The organism is Streptococcus australis, assembly GCF_040226615.1.
Classification (GTDB): Bacteria; Bacillota; Bacilli; order Lactobacillales; family Streptococcaceae; genus Streptococcus; species Streptococcus australis_E.
On record NZ_JBCOAT010000001.1, the window covers coordinates 296,224 to 318,534 of the forward strand.

The 22,311-nt window shown below is 44.7% G+C and carries 17 protein-coding genes; 4 read left to right on the top strand and 13 right to left on the bottom strand.

Annotated features, from left to right (window positions below; genetic code table 11):
• Positions 1-6: 6 nt before the first annotated feature.
• Complete coding sequence (rpsT, locus tag ABT997_RS01485; RefSeq protein ID WP_023027010.1) at positions 7-255, top strand: 30S ribosomal protein S20; 249 nt, start codon at positions 7-9, stop codon at positions 253-255.
• A gap of 65 nt (positions 256-320) precedes the next feature.
• Positions 321-851 carry a DNA topology modulation protein gene (locus tag ABT997_RS01490; RefSeq protein ID WP_129821940.1) on the top strand — a complete coding sequence of 177 codons (531 nt, stop codon included), beginning with the start codon at positions 321-323 and terminating at the stop codon, positions 849-851.
• A gap of 26 nt (positions 852-877) precedes the next feature.
• Here ABT997_RS01490 and ABT997_RS01495 read toward each other — a convergent pair whose 3' ends face one another.
• Positions 878-1,456: a TetR/AcrR family transcriptional regulator gene (locus ABT997_RS01495; RefSeq protein WP_006596003.1), complete on the bottom strand. Its 579-nt coding sequence runs from the start codon at positions 1,454-1,456 to the stop codon at positions 878-880.
• Positions 1,457-1,583: 127 nt separating this feature from the next.
• On the opposite strand from ABT997_RS01495, the gene ABT997_RS01500 reads away from it, so the two are divergent.
• Entirely contained in the window at positions 1,584-2,426 is an 843-nt protein-coding gene (locus ABT997_RS01500) for a DegV family protein (protein ID WP_350018564.1), read from the top strand.
• Positions 2,427-2,659: 233 nt separating this feature from the next.
• Here ABT997_RS01500 and ABT997_RS01505 read toward each other — a convergent pair whose 3' ends face one another.
• The 4 genes from ABT997_RS01505 to ABT997_RS01520 form a co-directional block, all read right to left on the bottom strand.
• On the bottom strand, positions 2,660-4,306 hold the full coding sequence (locus ABT997_RS01505) for a hypothetical protein (protein WP_350018565.1): 1,647 nt from the start codon (positions 4,304-4,306) through the stop codon (positions 2,660-2,662).
• Positions 4,296-5,039, bottom strand: coding sequence for an ABC transporter ATP-binding protein (locus ABT997_RS01510; RefSeq protein ID WP_195563168.1), 744 nt, complete (start codon positions 5,037-5,039; stop codon positions 4,296-4,298). Before ABT997_RS01510 ends, ABT997_RS01505 begins: the two co-directional genes overlap by 11 nt.
• 106 nt (positions 5,040-5,145) lie before the next feature.
• Positions 5,146-6,720, bottom strand: coding sequence for a M20/M25/M40 family metallo-hydrolase (locus ABT997_RS01515; protein WP_350018643.1), 1,575 nt, complete (start codon positions 6,718-6,720; stop codon positions 5,146-5,148).
• 117 nt (positions 6,721-6,837) lie between these two features.
• Positions 6,838-9,930, bottom strand: coding sequence for a CocE/NonD family hydrolase (locus ABT997_RS01520; protein ID WP_350018566.1), 3,093 nt, complete (start codon positions 9,928-9,930; stop codon positions 6,838-6,840).
• A 474-nt stretch (positions 9,931-10,404) separates the two neighbouring features.
• Here ABT997_RS01520 and ABT997_RS01525 point away from each other — a divergent pair, with 474 nt between their 5' ends.
• Positions 10,405-11,856: an alpha-amylase gene (locus ABT997_RS01525; RefSeq protein ID WP_350018567.1), complete on the top strand. Its 1,452-nt coding sequence runs from the start codon at positions 10,405-10,407 to the stop codon at positions 11,854-11,856.
• Between the two features lie 365 nt (positions 11,857-12,221).
• Here the strand turns inward: ABT997_RS01525 and trxA are convergent, their stop codons facing one another.
• The 8 genes from trxA to trpD form a co-directional block, all read right to left on the bottom strand.
• Entirely contained in the window at positions 12,222-12,536 is a 315-nt protein-coding gene (gene trxA, locus ABT997_RS01530; protein WP_006595996.1) for a thioredoxin, read from the bottom strand.
• Positions 12,537-12,629: 93 nt separating this feature from the next.
• Complete coding sequence (locus ABT997_RS01535) at positions 12,630-15,701, bottom strand: CocE/NonD family hydrolase (protein WP_350018568.1); 3,072 nt, start codon at positions 15,699-15,701, stop codon at positions 12,630-12,632.
• 114 nt (positions 15,702-15,815) lie between these two features.
• Positions 15,816-17,816, bottom strand: a complete 2,001-nt coding sequence (locus tag ABT997_RS01540) for a peptide ABC transporter substrate-binding protein (protein ID WP_129821936.1) — start codon at positions 17,814-17,816, stop codon at positions 15,816-15,818.
• Positions 17,817-17,925: 109 nt separating this feature from the next.
• The gene (gene trpA / locus ABT997_RS01545) at positions 17,926-18,711 is read right to left on the bottom strand and encodes a tryptophan synthase subunit alpha (RefSeq protein WP_129821935.1); all 786 of its coding nucleotides are present in this window, start codon (positions 18,709-18,711) and stop codon (positions 17,926-17,928) included.
• A gap of 2 nt (positions 18,712-18,713) precedes the next feature.
• Positions 18,714-19,916: a tryptophan synthase subunit beta gene (trpB, locus tag ABT997_RS01550; RefSeq protein ID WP_129821934.1), complete on the bottom strand. Its 1,203-nt coding sequence runs from the start codon at positions 19,914-19,916 to the stop codon at positions 18,714-18,716.
• Positions 19,913-20,494: a phosphoribosylanthranilate isomerase gene (locus ABT997_RS01555; RefSeq protein ID WP_350018569.1), complete on the bottom strand. Its 582-nt coding sequence runs from the start codon at positions 20,492-20,494 to the stop codon at positions 19,913-19,915. Before ABT997_RS01555 ends, trpB begins: the two co-directional genes overlap by 4 nt.
• The gene (gene trpC, locus ABT997_RS01560; RefSeq protein ID WP_350018570.1) at positions 20,481-21,248 is read right to left on the bottom strand and encodes an indole-3-glycerol phosphate synthase TrpC; all 768 of its coding nucleotides are present in this window, start codon (positions 21,246-21,248) and stop codon (positions 20,481-20,483) included. The genes ABT997_RS01555 and trpC overlap by 14 nt, the downstream gene beginning before the upstream one ends.
• Complete coding sequence (trpD, locus tag ABT997_RS01565) at positions 21,245-22,249, bottom strand: anthranilate phosphoribosyltransferase (RefSeq protein WP_350018571.1); 1,005 nt, start codon at positions 22,247-22,249, stop codon at positions 21,245-21,247. The genes trpC and trpD overlap by 4 nt, the downstream gene beginning before the upstream one ends.
• Between the last annotated feature and the right edge of the window lie 62 nt (positions 22,250-22,311).

Genomic DNA, 22,311 nt, shown 5'->3' on the forward strand with positions numbered 1-22,311 from the left:
ATATCATTGGAGGTGAAAAAATTGGCAAACATTAAATCAGCTATCAAACGCGCTGAATTGAACGTTAAACACAACGAAAAAAACTCAGCTCAAAAATCAGCTATGCGTACTGCAATCAAAGCTTTTGAAGCAAACCCATCTGAAGAACTTTACCGCGCTGCTAGCTCAGCTATCGATAAAGCAGAAACTAAAGGTTTGATCCACAAAAACAAAGCTAGCCGTGATAAAGCACGTCTTGCAGCGAAACTTGGTTAATCAAGAATTGCATACAAAATGAGCTCTCCGGAGCTTTTTTTGTTGCTTCGATATGAGGGGATACGATGAAAATTTCGATTATCGGCTATTCAGGTTCTGGCAAGTCAACTTTGGCTGAAACCTTAGCCCGCTACTACTCCATTCCCAAACTCCACATGGATACCCTTCAATTTCAACCGGGTTGGATAGACAGTGACCGGGATTGGATGGAGGAAGAAATGAAACAGTTTCTCAGTAATCATAGAGACTGGGTCATTGATGGCAATTACTCTTGGTGCTGCTATGAGGAGAGAATGGAGCAAGCCGACCAGATTATCTTCCTGAATTTCTCCCGTTGGAACTGCCTCTATAGAGGATGGAAAAGATACCGTCGCTATAAAGGCCGAGTCCGTGAGAGTATGGCAGCAGGCTGCCCAGAACGCTTTGACTGGGAATTCATCCGTTGGATTCTCTGGGACGGTCGAACTAAGAATGCCAAAGAAAGGTATCGAAATATCCGTTCCACCTATCCCGATAAATTCATCACTCTCAAAAACCAAAAGGAACTAGACCGTTTCCTCAATAACATCAAAAATGATCTACTGGAATCGAAGTAAATATTCGATCTAGTAGATCATTTTTCTTATTTTCTTTTCTTTTGAGGAAACAAGGGAAGTCCTAAAGAAGCCATCTTCTCCGCCGGCACCTTCATGCCATCCTTGATCCATTTGGCTAGGACAGAGACAATGGCTGAACTGAGGAAGGAATTCAAATAACTAGCCGGTCCTTGTGAGGATTTTTGACTTTTACTTCTCTTTTCCAGAAACTCATAAACAGCCTTGGTAAGCAATTTCTCAAAATTATAATCAACGGCTAAGCTGATAATGCGCGCTTCCTTCTTGGCCTCTTTAAAGAGATAAACCCAAATCTGGTACAAATCGGTCTTAAAATTATACCCCTCTAAAGACTTGGTAATTTTCGAAACAGTTGATTGGAAGATGGATTCCAGCAATTCTTCTTTCGACTCATAATTTCGGTAAAAGGCTGCGCGAGAAACTCCTGCTCTCTCCACCAATTCTGAAATGGTAATCTTTTTCAAGTCCTTTTTATCCAACAACTGAAGCAAGGAAATCTCCAAGGACTCCCGTGTGATGGCATTGCTTTCTTGGTTAGATCGTTTCAAATTTTCTAAGGATTTTTCGGATATCTTTCTTTCTGCCATAACACTTACTTTCTATCTGTATCATCTGAATGTATCTGCTTTCAGAGAATGCAACTTCATGATATAATTGTAAAAAAAGACTAACCACTTGTCAATGAACAATTATTTACATTTTGAGGTAATAAAAATGACATGGAAAATTATTGCAGATTCTGGCTGTGATTATCGTACTTACGAAAGTGCTGCACCAGATACTAGCTTTGTTTCAGTGCCCCTTACCATTCAGATTGGTGAGACCATTTATACAGACGACGCTAATCTGGATACAGATAAAATGATGGAAGATATGTATGCAACGACTACTGCTTCCAAATCAGCTTGTCCTAGTCCTGATGACTATATGAGAGCCTTTGAGGGAGCTGACAATATTATCGTTGTTACCATCACTGGTACTTTGTCTGGTAGCCACAATAGTGCTCAAGTCGCTAAAAAGCTTTATCAAGAAGATCATCCGACTACCAACATTCACGTGATTGATAGCTTATCAGCTGGTGGTGAAGTGGATCTACTCGTTCGTAAACTTCACCAACTCATCGCTCAAGACCTTGACTTTGATCAAGTGGTCGAAGTCATCACCAAATACCAGGAAAAAACCAAACTAATCTTTGTCCTTGCTAAAGTCGATAATTTGGTCAAAAATGGCCGACTCAATAAAATTATCGGAACAGTTGTCGGCCTCTTAAACATCCGTATGGTCGGCCAAGCAAGCGATACTGGCACCCTTGAGCTTCTCCATAAAGCCCGTGGCCAAAAGAAAGCTATTACCACTACTTTTGAAGAAATGCTTAAAGCCGGCTACAAAGGAGGGCATATCACCATTGCTCACCGTCGCAACGAAAAATTCGTAGAACAACTCTCTGCCTTGGTCCATGAAAAGTTCGCCAATGCGGATATCGAAGCTCTTCCAACCTCAGGCCTCTGCAGCTTCTACGCTGAAGAAGGTGGCCTCTTAATCGGCTATGAAATTTAAATCAACATAAAAAGAGGCTGGGACAAAAGTCCTAGCCTCTCAATTTTCTTTGGATTGTCGAGCAAGACGCAGTGGTTGAGTGGGCTCTACTACGCTGATTTCATCAGCTTTTACAGCCCTACTCAACTGTGCGGAGGTGGGACGACGAAATCGAATTCTAACGAATTACCGATTTCTGTCCCACTCTCTTTTACCATACAGATTCCCTCCGGTCAAACCAGAGGGAATCTTTTTTATTCACCAATTTCTTGGTTAAATTTGTAGAAGGTACCTTTATAAATAAAGTAAGTCGCAAGAGCACCTATACCAGCAATGAGAAGATAAATCACACTAGCAATCAGGGTGGTGAAAGCCACAGCGGATAGATAGAAGGTAAAGCCTATCAGGACTAGCATAACGATAATAAAGACGAAGATCAATAATCCTCTCAGGGCTGCATTTCCTCTATTACGGTTCATCAGGTCCGTTACAGTCGACCAATTAGTGGTTAAGAGCTTGTAGTCACGTCGAAAAGCGATCACACTTAAACTCAAACTGGTCAAAAACCAAATTAAAAGCATGGCTAGAAGAGAGAGGGGATGGACACCAAAGTAACAGGACACCCCTACCAAAAGCACAATCGGCAAAGCAGACTGAACCGAAAAGAGAATCCAAAATTTCTTCAAACAATAGCGTTTGAAGTCAATCGGAAGGGCACGAAGATAAGCGAAATTTTCCCGTTCCAAAGAGATCCCAATACTGGTCAAGCTTTCCACAGAGTTGAAGACTCCGATCATGAAAGCGATGAGGGATAAGGGAAGTAAATATTGGGGTGTGAGGTAGTTCTCAATTTGAAGGGAAGCTCGCGACGCCCCTAAAAACAAGCCAAATGTGAAAAGATAAGGGAAAATCGCCATCATGAAGATGACCTGCGTCAGCAAGGTACCATCACTTAGAAGCCGTTTATGATAGGAAACAGTAAAGCGATGGAAGGCCTTCTGATCTCCCACCTTCATCTGACTCACCCGCTCCTTAACCGCATGGCTGGAAGAAACCTCAAGGGCAGCATCATAAAAATGAGGCAAGACCTGACTTTTGACCAGCCAAAGGAGGACTGCTAGAACCAATACCCAAGCCAAGATCCCAAGCAGAGCACCTGAATCCAAAGGATTCAAGATAAAGCTATGAAAGACCTCTATTGGAGGAAAAATACTGGGTTGAGTAACCAGATCACCAGCCACCGAATGCTCTGATTGGAGCATATTAATATAGAGGTAAGCTCCAATGGAAATGAGACTACTCAAGCCAATGATGAGGTTAGACACCAAACTCGTGTGCTTCTTAAAGATAGCTGATTTGGTAATCAGGTGGGATAAGAACAAGGTGCCCAAGAAGAGGATGGAGAGGAGAATCATGGCACAAAGAAGGCCAAGAAGGAGCCCCACCAGAATATTTCCCCCTGCTTGGATGGGCAGAATGATGAAGTAACTAATCATTGGAAGCAGGGCCATCAAGAGCACTAAAATGACCGAGATGCTCTTTCCTGCAATCACTTCTGCATCCGAAAAGGCATAGGGACGATAAAATTGCAAATCCTTGCTCTCGTAAAAGACATTGTAAAAACTCATCAAACCTTGGGATATGGCTAAGAGCGCAAAGAGCGTAATCATATTGACAAAGGGACCAGGGTTAGAGACAAAATCATTGGCACTCGAGAGAATCCCAAAAAGGAAAAGATAAAGGAGACCGATAAAAATATAGGTCCGAATGGACTGAGCGGAAACATTGACCTTCCTAGTGGGATCCTTTTCCTGCTTCTTACGAAATTTCGCTAATTGGGCCGGCTGAGTAGCATAAATGATGTTGACATCCACTAGGCGACGAACCATCTTAAGACGCATCTGGACTCACCTCTTCTCTTCGACCAGCCAGTCCAAGATAGATGGACTCTAGGCTTTGTTCTGGGTGTTGCCCCTTGAGCTCCTCGATAGTTCCATAAAAGATGAGGTTCCCCTTCTTCAGGATGGCAATCTTATCACAGAGTTGCTCTGCCACTTCGAGGACATGGGTAGAGAAGATGACGGTATTTCCCTTATCCGCATGCTCCCGCATCATCTGCTTCAAGTCGTAAGAGGCTTGGGGATCCAAACCAGTCATGGGCTCATCTAGAACCCAGATGTCTGGATCAGATAGTAGAGCCCCGATAACAAATACCTTCTGGCGCATTCCATGAGAGAAAGACTCGATGACTTCATAGCGATGACTAGTAAAGTCAAAAAGGTGGAGCAAATGATCCAAGCGCTGATCACATTCCTGCTGGCTCATATCATAGGACGTGGCAACCAACTCCCAAAATTCATTGGCCGTTAAACGAAGAAAGAGATCTGGTGAATCAGCTACATAGCCAATTTTCTTCTTTATTTCTAGGCGATTGCTATAGAGGTCCTTTCCATCTACTAGGATGCTACCGGTCGTTGGGGTGATGACACTGACTAGGCTCTTAATGGTCGTTGATTTTCCGGCTCCATTATGGCCAATCAAGCCGACAATCTGCCCATCTTCAATGGTCAGATTCAAGTGGTTCAATGCCAGATGCCCATCGTAATCTTTTGTAACTCCTTGAAATTCAATCATAGATTCTCCTTCTCCTATTCCACTTCTCTAATAAAAGAAAATGGTTTATTCATATTGCCTATATTTTATTCCTCTTTTCCTCTTTTGTCAATGGAAAACTCAAGTATTAAAGCAATTCCTCAAAACGGTAGAGAAGGCCAAATAGATAGTTAGGGATGGTCTCCAGGAGATCCCCCCTAAAGACCCGCTCTCCTCTTTGATGGAGTTCCTTGCCCCAAGGCCCTAAATTGACCGCAGGCACTTGGATCTGTGAAATGTTTTCAAGATCCAACTCGTAAACTTGAGAGGGGGTAGCTAAACTATCCAATACGACTTGATAACTTGCTAGATCTCTCTCCAAGGCACAATAACTGGTGTCGCAAATGCCCATGAAATACTCTTCCACCTTCAGTGACAAGCCCTTGCTTTCTAAATAGTGGCGGTAATCATCTACAAGGCTGCCAATTTTTAGACTGGTATTCGGTAAAGACCGACAATTCATAGAAGGGTAATAAGGTGGAGCAAAGCCAATGACAACTAATGGAGCTTTCTCACCTAGGAAGTTTAAGTAACCTTGGATCTGCTGGATGGCAATGGCCTGATAGCCGACTCCGGCTAAGAAATCTTTGTAGGCTCTTTGCGCACACTGGTCTTGGAAGCTTGAAAATCCTTCCTTCATTTGGCAACGATCCAGCAATTCTTGATAGCTAATCACCCTTGGCTGAGAGATCACATGGTCTTGTCCTGCTTGGTCCTGGAGGGACAGGTATTTGACATAAAACTCATCGACCGCTTCCTGGCTCAACTCTTTGATGCGTTGCAACAATTCTTGAGGGGTCTTTTTCAGATGCAGCACACTGAAATAGCCAGCAGCATGAAGGACAGTTGATACATCATATTGATCCTTCAAATCTCGCAGATAAGACCAAGAAGGAAGAGGAGATTGCTCTCCCAGCGCTTGGTCGGATAGGTCTGGATGGAGGTCCAATTTCGATGCGACTGCTATTAGGAGAGAGAGGGCGTTGATTCCTTTGAGAGGTTCCTTCATGTGGGATAAGACTCCCTGGGTGACGACGACTGGCATGAGCTTGCCGACCGTTCCGATGTGCAGGACCTTCTCCTTGTCACTAGTGGCTTCAAAAGGCTCTGAATCCACCGCTAAGACATAATCCAAGTCAAACTCTTCTTTTAACTGACAAAGTAGGCCCAAGGCTCCTCTCATTCCACGTGAATAGGACTCCTCATCTCCCACAGAAAGGTAGAGGAGATTGACCTGTCCTCCTTCTGAATCGGAGGCGTAGGCTTCTAAGACACCCAGCTGAAGCGCCAAGGCCGCCTTCATGTCACAAGAACCTCGTCCGAATTGCCATTTGCCAGAATCTAGGTCCTCCTGCATTTCTGATCGAAAATCAATACCCTTCAAGACTTGAACCAGAGCCTCGGAATCCAAGGCTATAGGGGCTAGGGGACCGTAATCTTCTAGATCTACCGTATCGTGGTGGTGAAAAAGGATCACTGTCTTTTTCTTGCCTTTATCGACCAAGGCCCAATTGACAGTACGATGGAGATGGTCATTGGGAAGAGGGTAGCGTCCAAAGTGCTGGGGATGAGTCTTAAAATATGGAATAGCCTCAATTCGTTGGTCTAAATAGTCTTCTATCTCCCTTTCTGTCTCGGTATTGGTAAAGCTAGGTATGGACATTGCCTCTTGAAAAATGGTGGCAATTTGTTCTTGGAAATGTTCTATGGATCTCAATGGAAGCCTCCTTCTGATGGACTGGATCCTTTTTTCTATCACCCTTTGGAGATAAGTCTGACATTATTGATCTTCTTTGCGACGGTAGACAACTTTCCACAAGCTAGTAGCAAGTACGGTTAACAAGCCATAAACTGTCCAGATATTTGCTGATTCCCCAGTCTCAGGCAAGTGAATTTCCTCCTTTTCAGGCAAGCGAGCGACACTTTCCTCTCCTTGACTTGTACTTTCGCTGACGTGTGCTAATTGAGCCAATTCTTCTTTCTGTTCTTTACGGAAGTCCATTTGGTCTCGTCCGACTGGTGGTTGTTGTTCCAGATGACTAGCTTGATCAGGAACAGAATCCTTACCGGCTTCTTCCACTACAGTAGGATTCTTCTTAGCGATTGGGAGAATACGATCTGGCAAGCTTGCATATTCAGTATCCTTTTCACTTGGCTGGTAGCGGAATAAGAGTGACCGACTAGCTTCGACAGTTGGGATGGTTGTTGAAATAGAGTCTGTCTTGAAGGTCACTTCATATGGATCCGCAAAATAGATATAATCTGGATCATAGGTATGTAGACTCAAGACCAGACGATGACCTTTTTTCACTGTATACAAGTTTGGCTGCAAGTACATGGTGTAATCATGGAATTCATTTTCTTTGACATCAATAGAATGACTAGAACTTGCTGAGTCATAGCGAGATGCTGGATTAGCCAAATTCATCCAACCACGCGCAATCACCACACTCTTAACCTTGTGGGTCTTGTAACGTTTGAGAGGCAAGGTTTCAAGGTTGCTACCATTCCAGTAACCTGTCTCATCAATGGTTTCTTTTTCCAATGTGCGCGTGCTATAGCCATCTTTATCATAGGTGATTTCTTCCTTAACGACATCAAATTCTTCATCTGAAACATCCATCAGGGTCGCACTGACATGAGCATGCTTCTTATCTCCTTTGACAAAAGCTGCGCTAAAATGTACCGGAATATGACCTTTGATGGTCGTATCTTGGTCAACGGTTGCTGCATAGGAAGCTGCTACTTCGGAAGAATGGAAGGCCGCATCCTGGTTACGTGTGGTCCAATTGTTTCCCGTTCCATAGTAATCACCCGTCACCGTTACCTCTTCACGCTTAGAGTAGATCCGACCTGAGATAGCTTGATCCGTATCCCATTTGTCAAAACGGTGCCACTTGCTAGGATCCAGATTGTCCTGAGCTGTTACTTGCGGGAGGTTTTCAATGCCATTTTCGATACCGTAGAGGTAATGGCTATACCAGAGGTTCATCAGGTCATTAAAGGCTTGTCCTGCCACTTCTGTCCCTGACCAACGCGTGGATGGATAGATGTGATTGCCTTGGTGGAGCAAGACCTTGGGATCAATCCCTGCCTTCTTATAGGCTTCCAGCATAAGTTCGAAATGTTTAGGCTTGACATTGTCGTCATTCAAGCCTTGGATAATCAATGGTGCAGCTTTCAAATTGGCTGCGTTCAAGGTGTAGTCACGTTTGGCATATTCTTCGTTGTAATTATGACCATCCTTGTGCTGGAGTTCATTGAGCTTGGTGATATAGGCTGCATAGTAATCCTTGACCTTGTCCCAATCTTCCTTATCAAGAATACGGCCTGAGGTATAGACTGATAACCAAGAGAGGTCATTGGAAGCTCCTGTATCAAGAGGAGATCCTTGGCTGTTAAAATGGTCATACCAACTGGCAATCCCTGCTGCTGGTACAATGGTCTTGAGCCCTTCCACCCCAGTAGACGCTACACCAAATGTCGTCGTACCTGCCCAAGACAAGCCTGTCATGGCGACATTGCCGTTGGACCAGTCTGCCTTGACTTCGTGGTTGCTAGTCTTATCAGAGTAGGCTTTTCGTTTGCCGTTAAGCCACTCCACGATATTCTTGTAAGCTGCCACTTCAAGGTCTGAGCCGGTCGTATTGATTCCGTCTGATCCTTTTGATCCCAAACCACTACTGGTCACCACTGCATAGCCACGAACCAAGTAGTAATTGTACCAGTTGAGATTTTCATAGTCATAGTGTGTATAGTCATCCGAGCTTTCACGAGGATTGACATAGTACCATTCTTTTGGATCGGTCGCTTTCGCTACTTCTTCTGTCGTTACGGTTTTGCTGGCTTGGCGTTTGACAGGTTTTTCATAGAGCTTGGCCATCTCGAAGTTACCGCCTTCTTTTAGGCCAATCCCTTCTAAAGTCCGCTCTTCGGTCGTCCCTGTTACATAAGGGCTAGCTTCAAAGATACTGGCAGCCTTATAGTCCCCATTGACAGCAGCTTTTGGCACCTGTACAAAGGTCTTGACCAAGTCAGGCTTGCCATCTCCATCCGTATCATAATCAGTTTCAACATAGACAATATAGCGGACAATGTCACTCTTATCATAGGAATAATGCTCAATATCATCCCCAGGTGAAAATGGGAAGATAGGCTGTGCTCGTCCATTCAAAAAGAGAGGTTCCTTCCGCTCTGCTCTGTATGCAGTATGGAGCTTTTTAGCCACTTCCACCATGCTGGAGAGATCCGTGACCGGAGCAGAACCCTCCACTCCCTCCTTGACCATCCCCAGACTCTTAGCAAAAGCCAATCGGTCTTTATCAGTAGATCCGACTTGATTCTCCTTGGTCGAAGCCCAGTTCAAGAGGTGGTTGACAGCGTCTATCACTGTAGCTTCCTTCTTCACATCTGCCTCTGCTACTGGTTGACCTGTCACTTCTGAAAGTTCTCCTAGAGTCACTTTAGGAGCGTTAGAAACAGGCAATGGATTCTTCTCTGCAACAGACACTTCTGCTGATTGAGGAACATCACTAGTAGGCTGGACTGGAGCTTTTTCTACTACAGCAGTCTCCTTGGTCGGAGAGGATTCATTTCCCGTTGTCGGCTGAATTGTTGTAGGACCTGTTTCAGCAGTCGCTTGGTCCAAGTTAGGTTGATTTGTAAGTTCCTTCTTAGGAGACAGCTCCCCACTTGCTGGAATTTCATTTGAAACAGCAGAAGCTTCTGCTGTACTTGGCTGTCCCACATGAGAGGTTAAGGCTGGTTCTTGACTATTCGCAGTCACTTCTTCAGCCTGGACATGACGCGCCAAAATAACTGGACTTATTAATAAACTTGCAAACACAATCGAAACAATGGTTGATTTTTTCATATACTAACTCCTTTGAAACGTGTCGTTTTGACCGTTTTAACCGAAACGACAAAAATTAGACAAAATCATTCTTTAATAGATGCAGTAAAAACGAACCCTCCTTTCAACAACAGCATCTCCTCCTGTCAGCAAGCTAGTTTTCCTCTTATCTGGTAGTCAGCTAGCTTTCAAACAGGATAACAACTTAACTGACAGCAGGGAAGATCCTACAGACATTCCTTCCTGTCAATCAAATGATGGAGACACTTCTTCTAGTAGAAAGCCTTCTTAGACAGATTGAGCCAACTTGAACAAAACCGAAAAAAATAGTTCCTATTCATGAGGGCAAATTCCCCATTTTTCTCATGCGAGAGCTCGTTTCCAGCCCATTTATCCTTAATCCAATAAAGACAGCGTTTTCGAGAGTGCAAACCTTTGCCCTATCTTGTCATTTTTGGTAAAATAAAGCATTAATTCACGAAAGATGAGAAACAAATGGAAAATCAAACCTTAATGCAATATTTTGAATGGTACTTACCTTCGGATGGTCAACACTGGTCCCGCTTAGCTGCAGATGCTCCTCACCTGGCAGACTTGGGCATTCGTAAAATCTGGATGCCACCAGCTTTTAAAGCGACATCTGCCAATGACGTCGGCTACGGCGTCTATGACCTCTTTGACCTTGGAGAATTCGACCAAAAAGGAACTGTTCGGACCAAATATGGTTTCAAAGACGACTACTTACAAGCGATCCAAGCCTTAAAAGAAGCTGGAATCCAGCCCATGGCCGATGTCGTTCTCAACCATAAGGCAGCTGCCGATGGTTTGGAAAAATTTGAAGTGGTCGAAGTGGACCCTAACGATCGAACCATCGTCTTGACAGAGCCTTTTACTATCAAGGGCTGGACTAAATTTACCTTTGATGGTCGAAATGGAGCCTATAATGACTTCCACTGGCACTGGTACCACTTTACTGGTACTGATTACGATGCTTCCCGCAATAAGAGTGGGATTTACCAGATCCAAGGAGACAATAAAGGTTGGGCACAAGACGATCTCGTAGACAGTGAAAATGGGAACTATGACTATCTTATGTATGCCGATATCGACTTTAAACACCCAGAAGTGATCGAAAACCTCAACCAATGGGCTGCATGGTTTATTGAAACCACTGGAGTTCAAGGTTTCCGTCTAGATGCGGTCAAACACATCGACTCCTTCTTCATGAAGAACTTCATTCAACAAATCACGGACAAATATGGAGAAGATTTCTATGTATTTGGTGAGTTTTGGAATGGGGATGAACAAAGCAACAATGACTACCTAGCCAGCATCGACTACAAGTTTGACTTAGTGGACGTCGCCCTCCACCAGAATCTCTTTAGAGCTAGCCAAGAAGGAGAAAACTTTGATTTAACGACTATTTTCAATGGTACACTCGCAAGCAATCATCCAGAAAGTGCTGTAACCTTTGTCGATAATCACGATACCCAGAGAGGACAAGCTTTAGAGTCCACTGTTGGTGAATGGTTCAAACCTGCCGCTTATGCCCTCATTCTCCTCCGCGAGGCTGGACTTCCATGTGTCTTTTACGGAGACTATTACGGGATTTCAGGGGACTTTGCCCAGCAGGATTTCCAAGCCGAGCTTGATCAACTCCTTCGTATCCGCAAAGACTTAGCCTACGGTGAACAAAGAGACTACTTTGACGATCCTAACTGTATCGCTTGGACTCGCTCTGGAACGGAAGAGTCTGCTCCTATCGCCTGCGTCATTTCAAATGCGGCTGCATCGGCTAAACGGATGGAAATCGGCCAAACATATGCAGGACAGACCTACTACGATGCCCTAGGAAATTACCAAGATACCATCCAAATTGAAGAAGACGGTTGGGCTGATTTCCCAGTCTCAGAACGTTCCGTCAGCGTATGGATTTTGGCAGACTAACTAGAAAATAAAATTGAGTAAAGAGGCTGGGACAAAAGTTCTAGCCTTTCAATTGTCTTTGAATTGTCGAGCAAGACGCAGTGGTTGAGTGGGCTCTACTACGCTGATTTCATCAGCTTTTACAGCCCTACTCAACTGTGCGGAGGTGGGACGACGAAATCGAATTCTAACGAATTACCGATTTCTGTCCCACTCTCTTTCTTATATTTCATGGCAAACCACAGGTTCATTCTAACACCTTAGGAAAGCGCTGTCAATTCCTTATCTTATTCTGTTAACAAATTCATAAAAAGAAAAAACTCGCCCACTTCCATCATCGGAAATGAACGAGTTTGATTCGCTAAGAAGCAAGGGCTTCTTTTATGTTAGCTTAATTCTGCAACAATCGCTTTGAGTTGTTCTTTGGTATGAACACCAGCGACTTGTTTCACCACTTGCCCATCTTTTTTAAACAGGAGTGTTGGGATGGACATGATGCCGAAATTGCGAGCAGTGTTTGGATTTTCATCCACATCCATCTTAAAGATTTTTAAGTCATCTTCATGGATTTCTTCTGCCAATTGTTCCAAGATTGGGGCTTGCATCCGGCAAGGACCACACCAAGTTGCCCAGAAGTCGACCAAGACCAAGCCTTGGCTAGTTTCTTGTTCAAATGTTGCATCTGTTAGTACGTGTACCATAGTTCCTCCTTTGATTAGTGATTTCCACTAATCTCTTATTGATAGTTCTATTCTACACCAAAATTCAAGTTTTTAGAAATATTTGCTACGTTCTCAGCCTTGGACATCTTCTTTCTTTTTCTTCCAGAAAAGAAGGCTAGACAAGAGGAGGGTACCTAACCCATAGAACCCTATCCATTCCTCTTCCGTGCCTGTTTGAGGAAGCTGACCTGCTTTTTCTTGCGCTGGAAGGACTGCTTTACCCGTCTCATAGACAAATTTTTGTCCATAAGCAACAGATAGAGATTCTGGTTTTGCAGTTTCTTTCTCAGCCGTTTTGACGAGAGGACGAAGATTTGGACTAGCAGGAATCTCTGATCTACCATATCTTTCAAGCTCTGGAAGGACTGGCAGATGGTATTCTTCGATGTAATGAACTGCTGGTTCTACCAATTTTGCCCCCTGAATCTCTGGAAGGGCAGCATATGCTGTATCAGCTGCGTTAGGAAGATAAGAAGCCACTTGCGAACGCGTCCCTTCTACAATTGGAATGCTCGCACGGATTAAATCTGTCTTGAAGGTGACTTCATAAGGATTTTCAACGGTTAAGTCAGATGGATCATAGGTATTGAAGACTAGGGCTAATTTGTGGCCCTTTTTAACCGTATAGAGGTTTGGTTGGAGATGGACCGTATAGTCGTGGAATTCCCCAACTTTTGGCTCGATACTATTTCTTGAGCTGGCTGAATCATAGCCAGACTCAGGGTTGGCCAGGTTGATCCAACCTTTGGCAATGACCTTGTATTTGGTCTTAATGGTTTCAAACTCTGCTACAGAGAGATTAGAAAGGTTACTTCCCATCCAGAAGCCGTCTGCTTTTTTATCTGCTTTGACGCCACCGTTGCCGACCACATCAAATTCCTCATCAGAGACATCGACTAAAAGGGCATTGATCTGGAAGTTCTTGCCTTGCCCCTTAGCCAGGGCTGCCTTGAAGTGTACAGGGATATGTCCTTTGATGGTAGTATCTTCTGTCACTTCTGATACAAAGGTCATGTTGGCTTTTGAAGAAGCTTGGCTCACAGTTTCGTTGCGTTTAGCAATCTCTATGCCAGCTCCTGCGTAGTCACTTGAAATCGTCTCTTCCAAGCGTTTCGACTGGGCATTGAGGAAGAGGCGTTGCGAAGTCTTCCAGTTATCATAAGTGGTCCACTTACTTGGGTCATAGTTGTTTTGAGCTAGAACAGCTGGTAATTTGTCAACCTGATTCTCTACCCCGTACAAGTAATGACTAAGCCAGGTATTCAAAAGATCATAGAAATCTTGGCCATTGGCCTGGATGCCATAACCACGAGACATGGCTGCTGGATAGACGTGGTCTCCTTGGTGGAGATAGAGTTTGACATCTTGGCCTGCCTTCTTGAGGGCATCGTACATGAGTTCAAAATGCTTGGTTTTAACGTTGTCATCATTCAAGCCGTGAACCAAGAGGGCGCTGGTCTTGAATTTTTCAGGATGAAGGGTATAATCCCGTTCCTTCCAGACATCGCTGTAATTGCGTTCGTGCGCATTTTGATCCTTGTTGAGCTGGTTGATATAGTTGGCATAATTTTGCCAAATACCAGCCCAGTCTTTTTCATCTAGAATCCGAGTCCCGACATAGAGGGATAACCAAGATAAATCACTATATGGTGGGTTCCCATAGGCTGTTCCTTGACTATTGAAATAATCATACCAAGAAGCAATCCCAGCAGCTGGTACGATGGTCTTTAGACCTTCGACTCCTGTACCTGCCACACCAAAGGTCGTGGTTCCAGCCCAAGATAGACCGGTCATGGCAACATTTCCTGTAGCCCAGTCTGCCTTGATTTCGACATTGCTGGTCTTATCGGTGTAGGCCTTGCGTTTGCCATTGACCCACTCGATAATATTCTTAAAGGCATTGATTTCGAGATCAGATCCTGTGGTGTTAAATCCTTCTGATCCCTTGGTACCAAGTCCTGCACTGGAGATAAAAGCATAGCCTCTGACCAAGAAATAGTCGTACCAGTTGAGATTTTCGTAGTCATAGATATACTCGTAGGGACTGTAGTAATACCAATCCGAAGCCTTGGCCTTCTTAGCCGCTTCTACTGTTGACGAGTTTCCAACTGCCTGACGTTTAGCCGGTTGCTTCCGCAATTTCTTCATATCATAGGAGCCATCTGTCGGTAAGCCCAAACTTTCAAGGGTCACATAGTTCTCATCCAAGGTTCCTGCTACATAAGGACGTGCTTCCAGAATGGTCGCTGCCTTGAAGTCTCCCCTGGCAACTGCCTTAGGCAACTGGACAATGGCCTTGACTAGATCCGGCTTGCCATCCGCATCTGTATCGTAATCGGTCTCTACATAGACTGGGAAGCGGACGATTTCGCTATCCTCATAGTGATAGTCTTCATCTGATTTTTCCCCACTTGTATAAGGAAAGATGGGTTGAGCCCGCCCATTTAAGAAGAGAGGAGCTTTCTTTTCAGAGCGATAGGCATCATAGAGTTTCTTAGCAATGCTATACATATTGGTCAGCTCTTCTTGACTGACCTTGCGGTTCAAGTCCTCTTGAGTGCTGATCATCCCTAGACTCTTAGCAAAGCGTTCCCGATCCGCAGCCGATTGACCGACCTGTTTGGAATCCGTCGCAGCCCACTGAAGCAATTCATCAACAGCATTTTGAACCGTTAATTCCTTATCCTTGAGCTCACTATTTGCCAAGCTTCCTGTGTACGAGGTTAAAGCTTGTCCTGTCGCTGGAGTTGATGTTCCCGTCGAAGCCGCTGGACTAGCTGGGACACCTGCCCCCTGTGGTGCCTGTGGGAGGTTTGTTTTTTCAGTTACCGTCAAGGTCTTTTCTTGTCCAACTGGCTTGTCAGCCTTCTCCGTCTCTGCCGGAGCAATTAGACTCGGTCCTGCAGGTTCAGAAATCTCTACTTCCTTCTTAGTATCCACACTTGGAGCGGATGCAGACTGGTCTGCTTGAGATTGGGAAGCTGCTCCTTCAGAAGTTACAGGCTCCGGAGCCACCTGAGTCACGACTTCTTTCGTTGGAGCAAGCTCTGGTAGGTTCTCATCTGCTGCTACCACTTGATTTAAGATAAAGGGAGCTAGCAGAAGGCTTGAAGCCACCATGGACACCACTGTTTTCTTTTTCATAAAAGAGACCTCGCTATTTTGTAATCAATATAGCTATTATACTATGTAAGCGCTTTTATAGCAAATTCTAAACAAGAAAAAAATCGAGGCAAATTTGCCTCGATCAAAAGATGTTTATTTCACATGATCTTTTAATTCTTCTTGAGCTTTTTGGTTAGACTCTGCTTGCTCTTTCTTCCATTTTTCAAGAGCTTTGTTGTAATCTTCGGTTGTTACAGCCTTGTCTTGAAGTTCCATACCTTTGTAGACAACGTTGTCTTTCCCTTTACCACCGGTCCAGCCAAATGGTGCTGAGAATGGTACGACACGAGTCAAGAATGGACGACCAGTCTTAGAAGTGGTTGGGATGACCAAAGCACTATCTGTCAACCAAGCTTGAGCTGCAGCATATTTCTCATAACGTTTGTTAAGGTCTTGTGTTTCAGCTCCTGCTTCTGTTACCATCTTCTCAAAGTCATACAAGCCAACTTTCTTAGCTGCCTCATTGTTTTCGCTTGGGTCAAATCCAAGGAAGGTACGAGTGTTTTCACCAGAAGATGCTTTCAAGATATCAAGGTAAGTTGATGGGTCTTGATAGTCAGGGCTCCATCCAACGTTATCTGAGATATCCCAGTCTTCGTCTTCTGCTTTAGCAGCAAAGAGGGTTACGTTCAAGAGGTCTTCTTTGGATACCATATGGATATCGACAACGACATTTTCTTTTCCAAGCGTACTTTCAACCGATTGTTTGAAGGATTGAGCACGTTGAACCTTAGATTGAGTCGTTTGGTCTACTGGCATATCCAAGTGGATTGGGAATTTCACGCCATCTGCTTCAAGTGCAGATTTCGCTTTGGCAAACTCTTCTTTGGCTTGTTTTTCGTTGTAAAGACCATTCTGACCATCGTCAAGATTTGCATCTTTCCACTCGTCTCCATAAGTCACCAACTCAGATTTAACCATCTCACCGAAGGTCTTGCCATCAGCTTGAACGAATGTAGGTGGGATGTACAAGTTACGGATCAGTTTGCTTGCTCCATCTTTCCCATTTGCTTGGGCAGCATAGGCTTCACGGTCAAAGGCAAAGCTGATGGATTGACGGAAGTCTTTGTTCAAAAGAGCTTTCTTAGTAGATGATTTTTCTTCATCTGTTGTTTTTGCAGTGTACTTGTATGACTGACGGTCGATATTCACACCGATAACGAAGGTGCTGGCATCTTGAGGAGTGTAGATGATTTCATCTTTAAATTTCTTAGCTTGGTCTGTAAATCCAGGTCCAGTTGGGAACAATTTAGCAAGGCTAAGAGCGTTGTCCTCAAATGAGTTCGCCAATTTACTTTGGTCTTGACCATCATAGTACTCGAGCTTAACATCTGTGATGTGAACATTGTCCTTATCCCAGTAGTTTTCATTCTTGCTCATCTCGATAGATGATTTAGAAGTGAAGCTCTTCAAGATGTATGGACCATTGTAAAGAAGAGAGCTAGTATCACTTGCTTGGGCAAATTTATCCCCTTTTGATTCAACGAATTTCTCGTTGATTGGGAAAGTGATTCCAAGAGTCAACTTAGAATTCCAGAAAGGCTCTGCTTGGTTCAAAGTGATTTGAAGGGTATGATCATCAACTGCTTTAATGCCTACATTTTTGAAGTCTGAAGTCTTACCTTCAACATAATCATTCAAGCCCTTGATAGAGTTTTGAATGATGTAGAGCATTTCAGACTTGTGGTCAGCGGCATACTTGATCCCTGCAACGAAGTCATCTGCTGTCACATCCGCATACTCTTCCCCTTCTGAATCATACCATTTGGCATCATCACGAAGTTTGTAAGTATAAGTCAAGCCATCTTCTGAAACTGTCCAATCTTTAGCAAGTGAAGGAATCAAATTCCCATACTTGTCGTTTTCAAACAAACCATCAATCAAGTTTCCTGTGATTTCGTGGGTTGCAGCTTTACCAGATGTGATGTAGTTCAAGTTTTCAGGTTCTGTCTCATAGACGTAAGAGAATTTTTGACCTGACTCACTTGATTTTGAGCTTGAGCTTGATGATTTAGAACCACCAGAACATGCTGCAAGAATACCTGCTGAAAGAAGAGCTACTCCTGCAAGAGCAATGACATTTCTTTTTTTCATTGTTTACTCCTAATAAATTTTTAAGGTTGTCTTAAGATTATACCACAAAGATTTTCAGAAGAGAAGTAATTTTCTGAAAATTTATTAAATTTTGTAATTTTTCTTATCCTTAGCATTTATTAAAGTGTGAACCATAGTCTACAAAAGCCTTAACATCGCTGGTTTTGCCCTCATGAAGGTCCCGAACAATTTTTGACCCCACGATGACACCATCTGATACCTGATTAAAGCGTTGGATATCTTCTTGGGTGGAGACCCCAAATCCTGTCAGAACTGGAATAGTGGCCAAGTCTCTCAAGGTCGCTAAGTGCTGATCCAAGTCGTCCCGGTAGTTGCCCATCTTTCCAGTAACCCCATTGATGGCTACCGCATAGATAAAGCCTTCTGCTTCTTGGATCAAGGCCTTTTGGCGTTCGATGCCTGTGGTCAAACTGACCAAGGGAACAAGGGCAATATCACTCCCTTCCAAGTAAGGTGCTATCATATCCGCATGCTCATTTGGCAAGTCGGGAATGATCAAGCCTTTGACGGAGGTAGAAGCCAATTCTTTTATAAAGGCTTCAATCCCATATTGGTAGACTGGATTGATATAGGTCATGATGACCAGGGGAATCTTGGTCTCTTGTTCTTGGAGTTTTTTTACAATAGCGGTTAAGGTCACTCCTTTGGCCAAACTGCGTTGCCCAGCCATCTCGATGACTGGCCCATCCGCTACAGGGTCCGACCAGGGAATCCCCACTTCAATAGCCGATGCCCCACTTTCCTCCAAGAGCTGAATTGTCTCAAAAAGCCCATCTAGTCCCTTCTCATGATCCCCCGCCATGATGTAAGGGACAAAAATTCCACGCTTGCTGTCTTTAATAGCTTGTAAATGCTGAGTTAGTGTTTTGGTCATCTCTACTTCCCTTCTGCTTCAAACCGTTCTTTCACCTGCATGACATCCTTGTCTCCACGACCAGATAGACAGATGATGAGATGTTGGTCCGGAGTCATTTTTGCTGCGACTTTTTGCGCTAGAGCGATAGCATGACTGGACTCCAATGCTGGAATGATCCCTTCCAAACGAGAAAGCAACTTAAATCCTTCGAGGGCTTCTTCATCCGTGATGGAATCATAGCTTGCCCGGCCAATTTCATTAAAATAGCAATGTTCTGGACCCACACCAGGATAATCCAATCCAGCAGAGATAGAGAAAGCTTCCATGATCTGTCCATGGGCATCTTGAAGCACTTCCATCAAGGCTCCGTGAAGAATTCCTGGACGACCTTTGGCAAAGGTCGCCGCGTGTTTGTCCGTATCCAAACCAAGACCAGAAGCTTCTGCTCCGTACATGGCTACTGATTCATCTTCTACGAAAGGATAGAACATGCCAATGGCATTGGAGCCCCCACCGATACAGGCTAGGACCGCGTCAGGAAGTTTTCCACCTGAGATTGCTGCAAACTGACGTTTGGCTTCCTTACCAATCACAGATTGAAAATCTCGGACAATCTCTGGGAAAGGAGCTGGTCCAAGGGCAGATCCCATGATGTAGTGAGTATCATCAATCCCAGCTACCCATGCACGAAGGGCCGCATTGACCGCATCTTTCAGCACGCGCGATCCGTCTGTCACACTATGGACTTTTGCTCCCAAGAGCTCCATCCGAAAGACATTGAGGGCCTGGCGTTTGACATCTTCTTCTCCCATATAAATGGTACACTCCATCTCAAAGAGTGCTGCTGCCGTCGCTGTCGCAACTCCGTGTTGACCAGCCCCTGTCTCCGCGATGATCTTCTTCTTGCCCATCCGTTTAGCCAGCAAGACCTGACCAAGGGCATTGTTAATCTTGTGGGCCCCTGTATGGTTGAGGTCTTCTCGTTTCAGGTAGATTTGTGCTCCTCCGATGTGCTTGGAGAGGCTTTTGGCGTGGTATAGAGGAGTCTCCCGTCCTACATAATTCTTGAGCAAGTCATCCAATTCCGCTTGAAAGCTTGGATCTGCTTTGGCTTCTCGGTACGCCTTATCCAGTTCGATCACGGCTGTCATCAGGGTTTCTGGGACAAACTGGCCCCCAAATTTTCCATAAAACCCTTTTTCATCCGGTAGTTGATAGTTCATGCTTTCGCTCCTTCTATAAATGCTTTTATCTTTTCTATATCTTTGTGTCCGTCTGTTTCGACCCCTGAAGAGACATCCAGGGCATAGGGCTGAAAGGTCTCTCGAGCTTGGCGGACATTGTCCACTGTCAAGCCCCCTGCAATAAAGAAGTCCTGCCGGATCTTCTGATCTTTCAGCAAGTCCCAATCAAAGGTTTGCCCACTCCCAGCTACTGGAGCATCAAAGAGTAGATAATCTGCCTGGCTTGACACTTGGGCTTCCTGAGCACTGAGCTGGATCGCGCGAATGACGGGAACTGAAGTCTTTGGTATCAGAGCTTCATCAAACGTTCCATGAATCTGAACAATGTCTAAGGGAACCTGAGAAATGGCTTGCTCCAACTCCTCTAGACTTGGTGAGACAAAGACTCCAACAATTTTGGTCTTGCCAGTCACCAGTTTTGCTAATTCGTGGGCTTGCTCCAGACTGACTTGTCGCTTGCTCTCAGCGAATACAAAACCAATATAGTCTGCGCCTGCTAGGACAGCCGTCTCCACTGCTTCCACTGTAGACAGGCCACATATTTTAACCTTTGTCAATTTGCAACTCCTTGACCTTTTCTGCTACATCTCCTGCTGTCATAAGGGCAGTCCCTACCAAGATCCCATTAAAGTAAGGAGCGACTAGAGCTGCATCTGACCCATTAAAAATAGCGGACTCCGATATATAAACTGGCTGGTCTTTGAAATGCGCGGACAATTCAAGACTGGTATTCAGATCCGTTTCAAAAGTGACCAGGTTCCGGTTGTTGACCCCGATGATGTCCGCCCCGATCCGATGGGCTATTTCGAGCTCAGCTAAGTTATGGGTCTCTACAAGCACTTCCAAACCAAGCCCCGTCGCAAAGTCATAGAGTTCTTTGAGCCGGGCTTCTGGCAGGGCTGCGACAATCAAGAGAATGACCGTCGCTCCGGCATTGCGAGAGCGGACAATTTGCTTCTCATCGATGATAAAGTCCTTGGCCAAGGTTGGAATTGACACCTGGGAAGAAATCTCACGAAGGTAGTCTAGATCTCCCTTGAAAAAGACTTGGTCCGTCAGGACTGAGATCATGGCTGCCCCGTTTTCTTCATAGGTCTTGGCTTGGGCGACAATATCCACATCCAAGTTAATATCCCCCATACTAGGGCTGGCTTTCTTCACCTCAGCGATGATCTGCAAGTGCTCTTGATGGCTCTTGAGAAAATCGTAGAGACGGTAGGTCTGACGAAGAGGCTGGAGGTCTTCCATGACCATTTGCGCCACTTCTTTTTCTTTTTGTTCTAGGATTGTCGGTAGAAAGGCTTTACTCATACTTGAACCTCTTGTAAGTGTTGCAATTTAGCAAGGGCAGAACCATCCGCAATCAATTGACCCGCAAGCTCCACACCTTCTTTGATACTTGCCACTTTTCCATTGGCATAGAAACCAAGACCAGCATTGAGAACTGTCGTTTCCAGATAAGGGCTGGCTTCATTCTTCAAGACACTGAGGAGAATTTCTGCATTTTCCTTGGCATCGCCACCAGTTATTTCAGACAGCTCTACCTTGTCCATCCCTAGATCTTCATAGGTAAAGGTATGCTGGCTGATCTTGCCGTCTTCTAGGAGGGTATAGGTATTGGTTCCATATAGAGCTGCTTCGTCCATATTGTCAGGACCAGTGATGACGACGGCACGTTTGCGTCCCAACTGCTGGATGGCACGAGCGACAATCTCTTGCAATTCGACACGGTAGAGCCCCATGAGTTGGGTTTCAAGATCCAGTGGATTGGCAAGAGGACCGACCAGGTTCATAATGGTTGGAATCCCCATCGCTTGACGAGCAGGGCCAATGAAGCGCATAGCTGGATGCATGGTTTGCGCAAAGATAAAGGCCAAGCCAACCTCGTCCAAGGCTTTAGAGAGAGTCTCTGGTGAGGCTGCCACATTGATGCCAAGCGCTTCTAGGACATCTGCAGAGCCTGACTTAGAAGAAACAGAGCGATTGCCGGCCTTGGCCATGCGGATCCCTCCAGCAGCCAAAACGAAGCAAACAGTCGTCGAAATGTTAAAGCTATAGGATTGGTCACCGCCAGTCCCACAGTTACACATGGCATCTGAGAAAGTCTCTGGCAATACCGTCGCATGAGCCTTTAAGGCGCGTACAATTCCGGTAATTTCGTCTGCTGTTTCTCCCTTGGTTTTGAGTCCCATCAAAAAGGCAGCGATTTGACTTTCTGATAGTTGGTTCTGCAAGATTTGATCAAAGACTTCTTGGACCTGCTCTTGCGTCAAGTCTTGGCGATTAGAGATTTGTAAGAATAGTTCTTTCATAAGGGTTTCCTCTTGTCTTTTCTACACGTTTCAATAGAAATTTTAGCTGCTTGGAAGTGCTG

Coding starts and splice junctions, on each gene's coding strand:
- ABT997_RS01490 (WP_129821940.1), top strand. CDS start 321: ATGAAAATTTCGATTATCGGCTATTCAGGTTCTGGCAAGTCAACTTTG.
- ABT997_RS01495 (WP_006596003.1), bottom strand. CDS start 1,456: ATGGCAGAAAGAAAGATATCCGAAAAATCCTTAGAAAATTTGAAACGA.
- ABT997_RS01500 (WP_350018564.1), top strand. CDS start 1,584: ATGACATGGAAAATTATTGCAGATTCTGGCTGTGATTATCGTACTTAC.
- ABT997_RS01505 (WP_350018565.1), bottom strand. CDS start 4,306: ATGCGTCTTAAGATGGTTCGTCGCCTAGTGGATGTCAACATCATTTAT.
- ABT997_RS01510 (WP_195563168.1), bottom strand. CDS start 5,039: ATGATTGAATTTCAAGGAGTTACAAAAGATTACGATGGGCATCTGGCA.
- ABT997_RS01515 (WP_350018643.1), bottom strand. CDS start 6,720: ATGTCCATACCTAGCTTTACCAATACCGAGACAGAAAGGGAGATAGAA.
- ABT997_RS01520 (WP_350018566.1), bottom strand. CDS start 9,930: ATGAAAAAATCAACCATTGTTTCGATTGTGTTTGCAAGTTTATTAATA.
- ABT997_RS01525 (WP_350018567.1), top strand. CDS start 10,405: ATGGAAAATCAAACCTTAATGCAATATTTTGAATGGTACTTACCTTCG.
- trxA (WP_006595996.1), bottom strand. CDS start 12,536: ATGGTACACGTACTAACAGATGCAACATTTGAACAAGAAACTAGCCAA.
- ABT997_RS01535 (WP_350018568.1), bottom strand. CDS start 15,701: ATGAAAAAGAAAACAGTGGTGTCCATGGTGGCTTCAAGCCTTCTGCTA.
- ABT997_RS01540 (WP_129821936.1), bottom strand. CDS start 17,816: ATGAAAAAAAGAAATGTCATTGCTCTTGCAGGAGTAGCTCTTCTTTCA.
- trpA (WP_129821935.1), bottom strand. CDS start 18,711: ATGACCAAAACACTAACTCAGCATTTACAAGCTATTAAAGACAGCAAG.
- trpB (WP_129821934.1), bottom strand. CDS start 19,916: ATGAACTATCAACTACCGGATGAAAAAGGGTTTTATGGAAAATTTGGG.
- trpC (WP_350018570.1), bottom strand. CDS start 21,248: ATGAGTAAAGCCTTTCTACCGACAATCCTAGAACAAAAAGAAAAAGAA.
- trpD (WP_350018571.1), bottom strand. CDS start 22,249: ATGAAAGAACTATTCTTACAAATCTCTAATCGCCAAGACTTGACGCAA.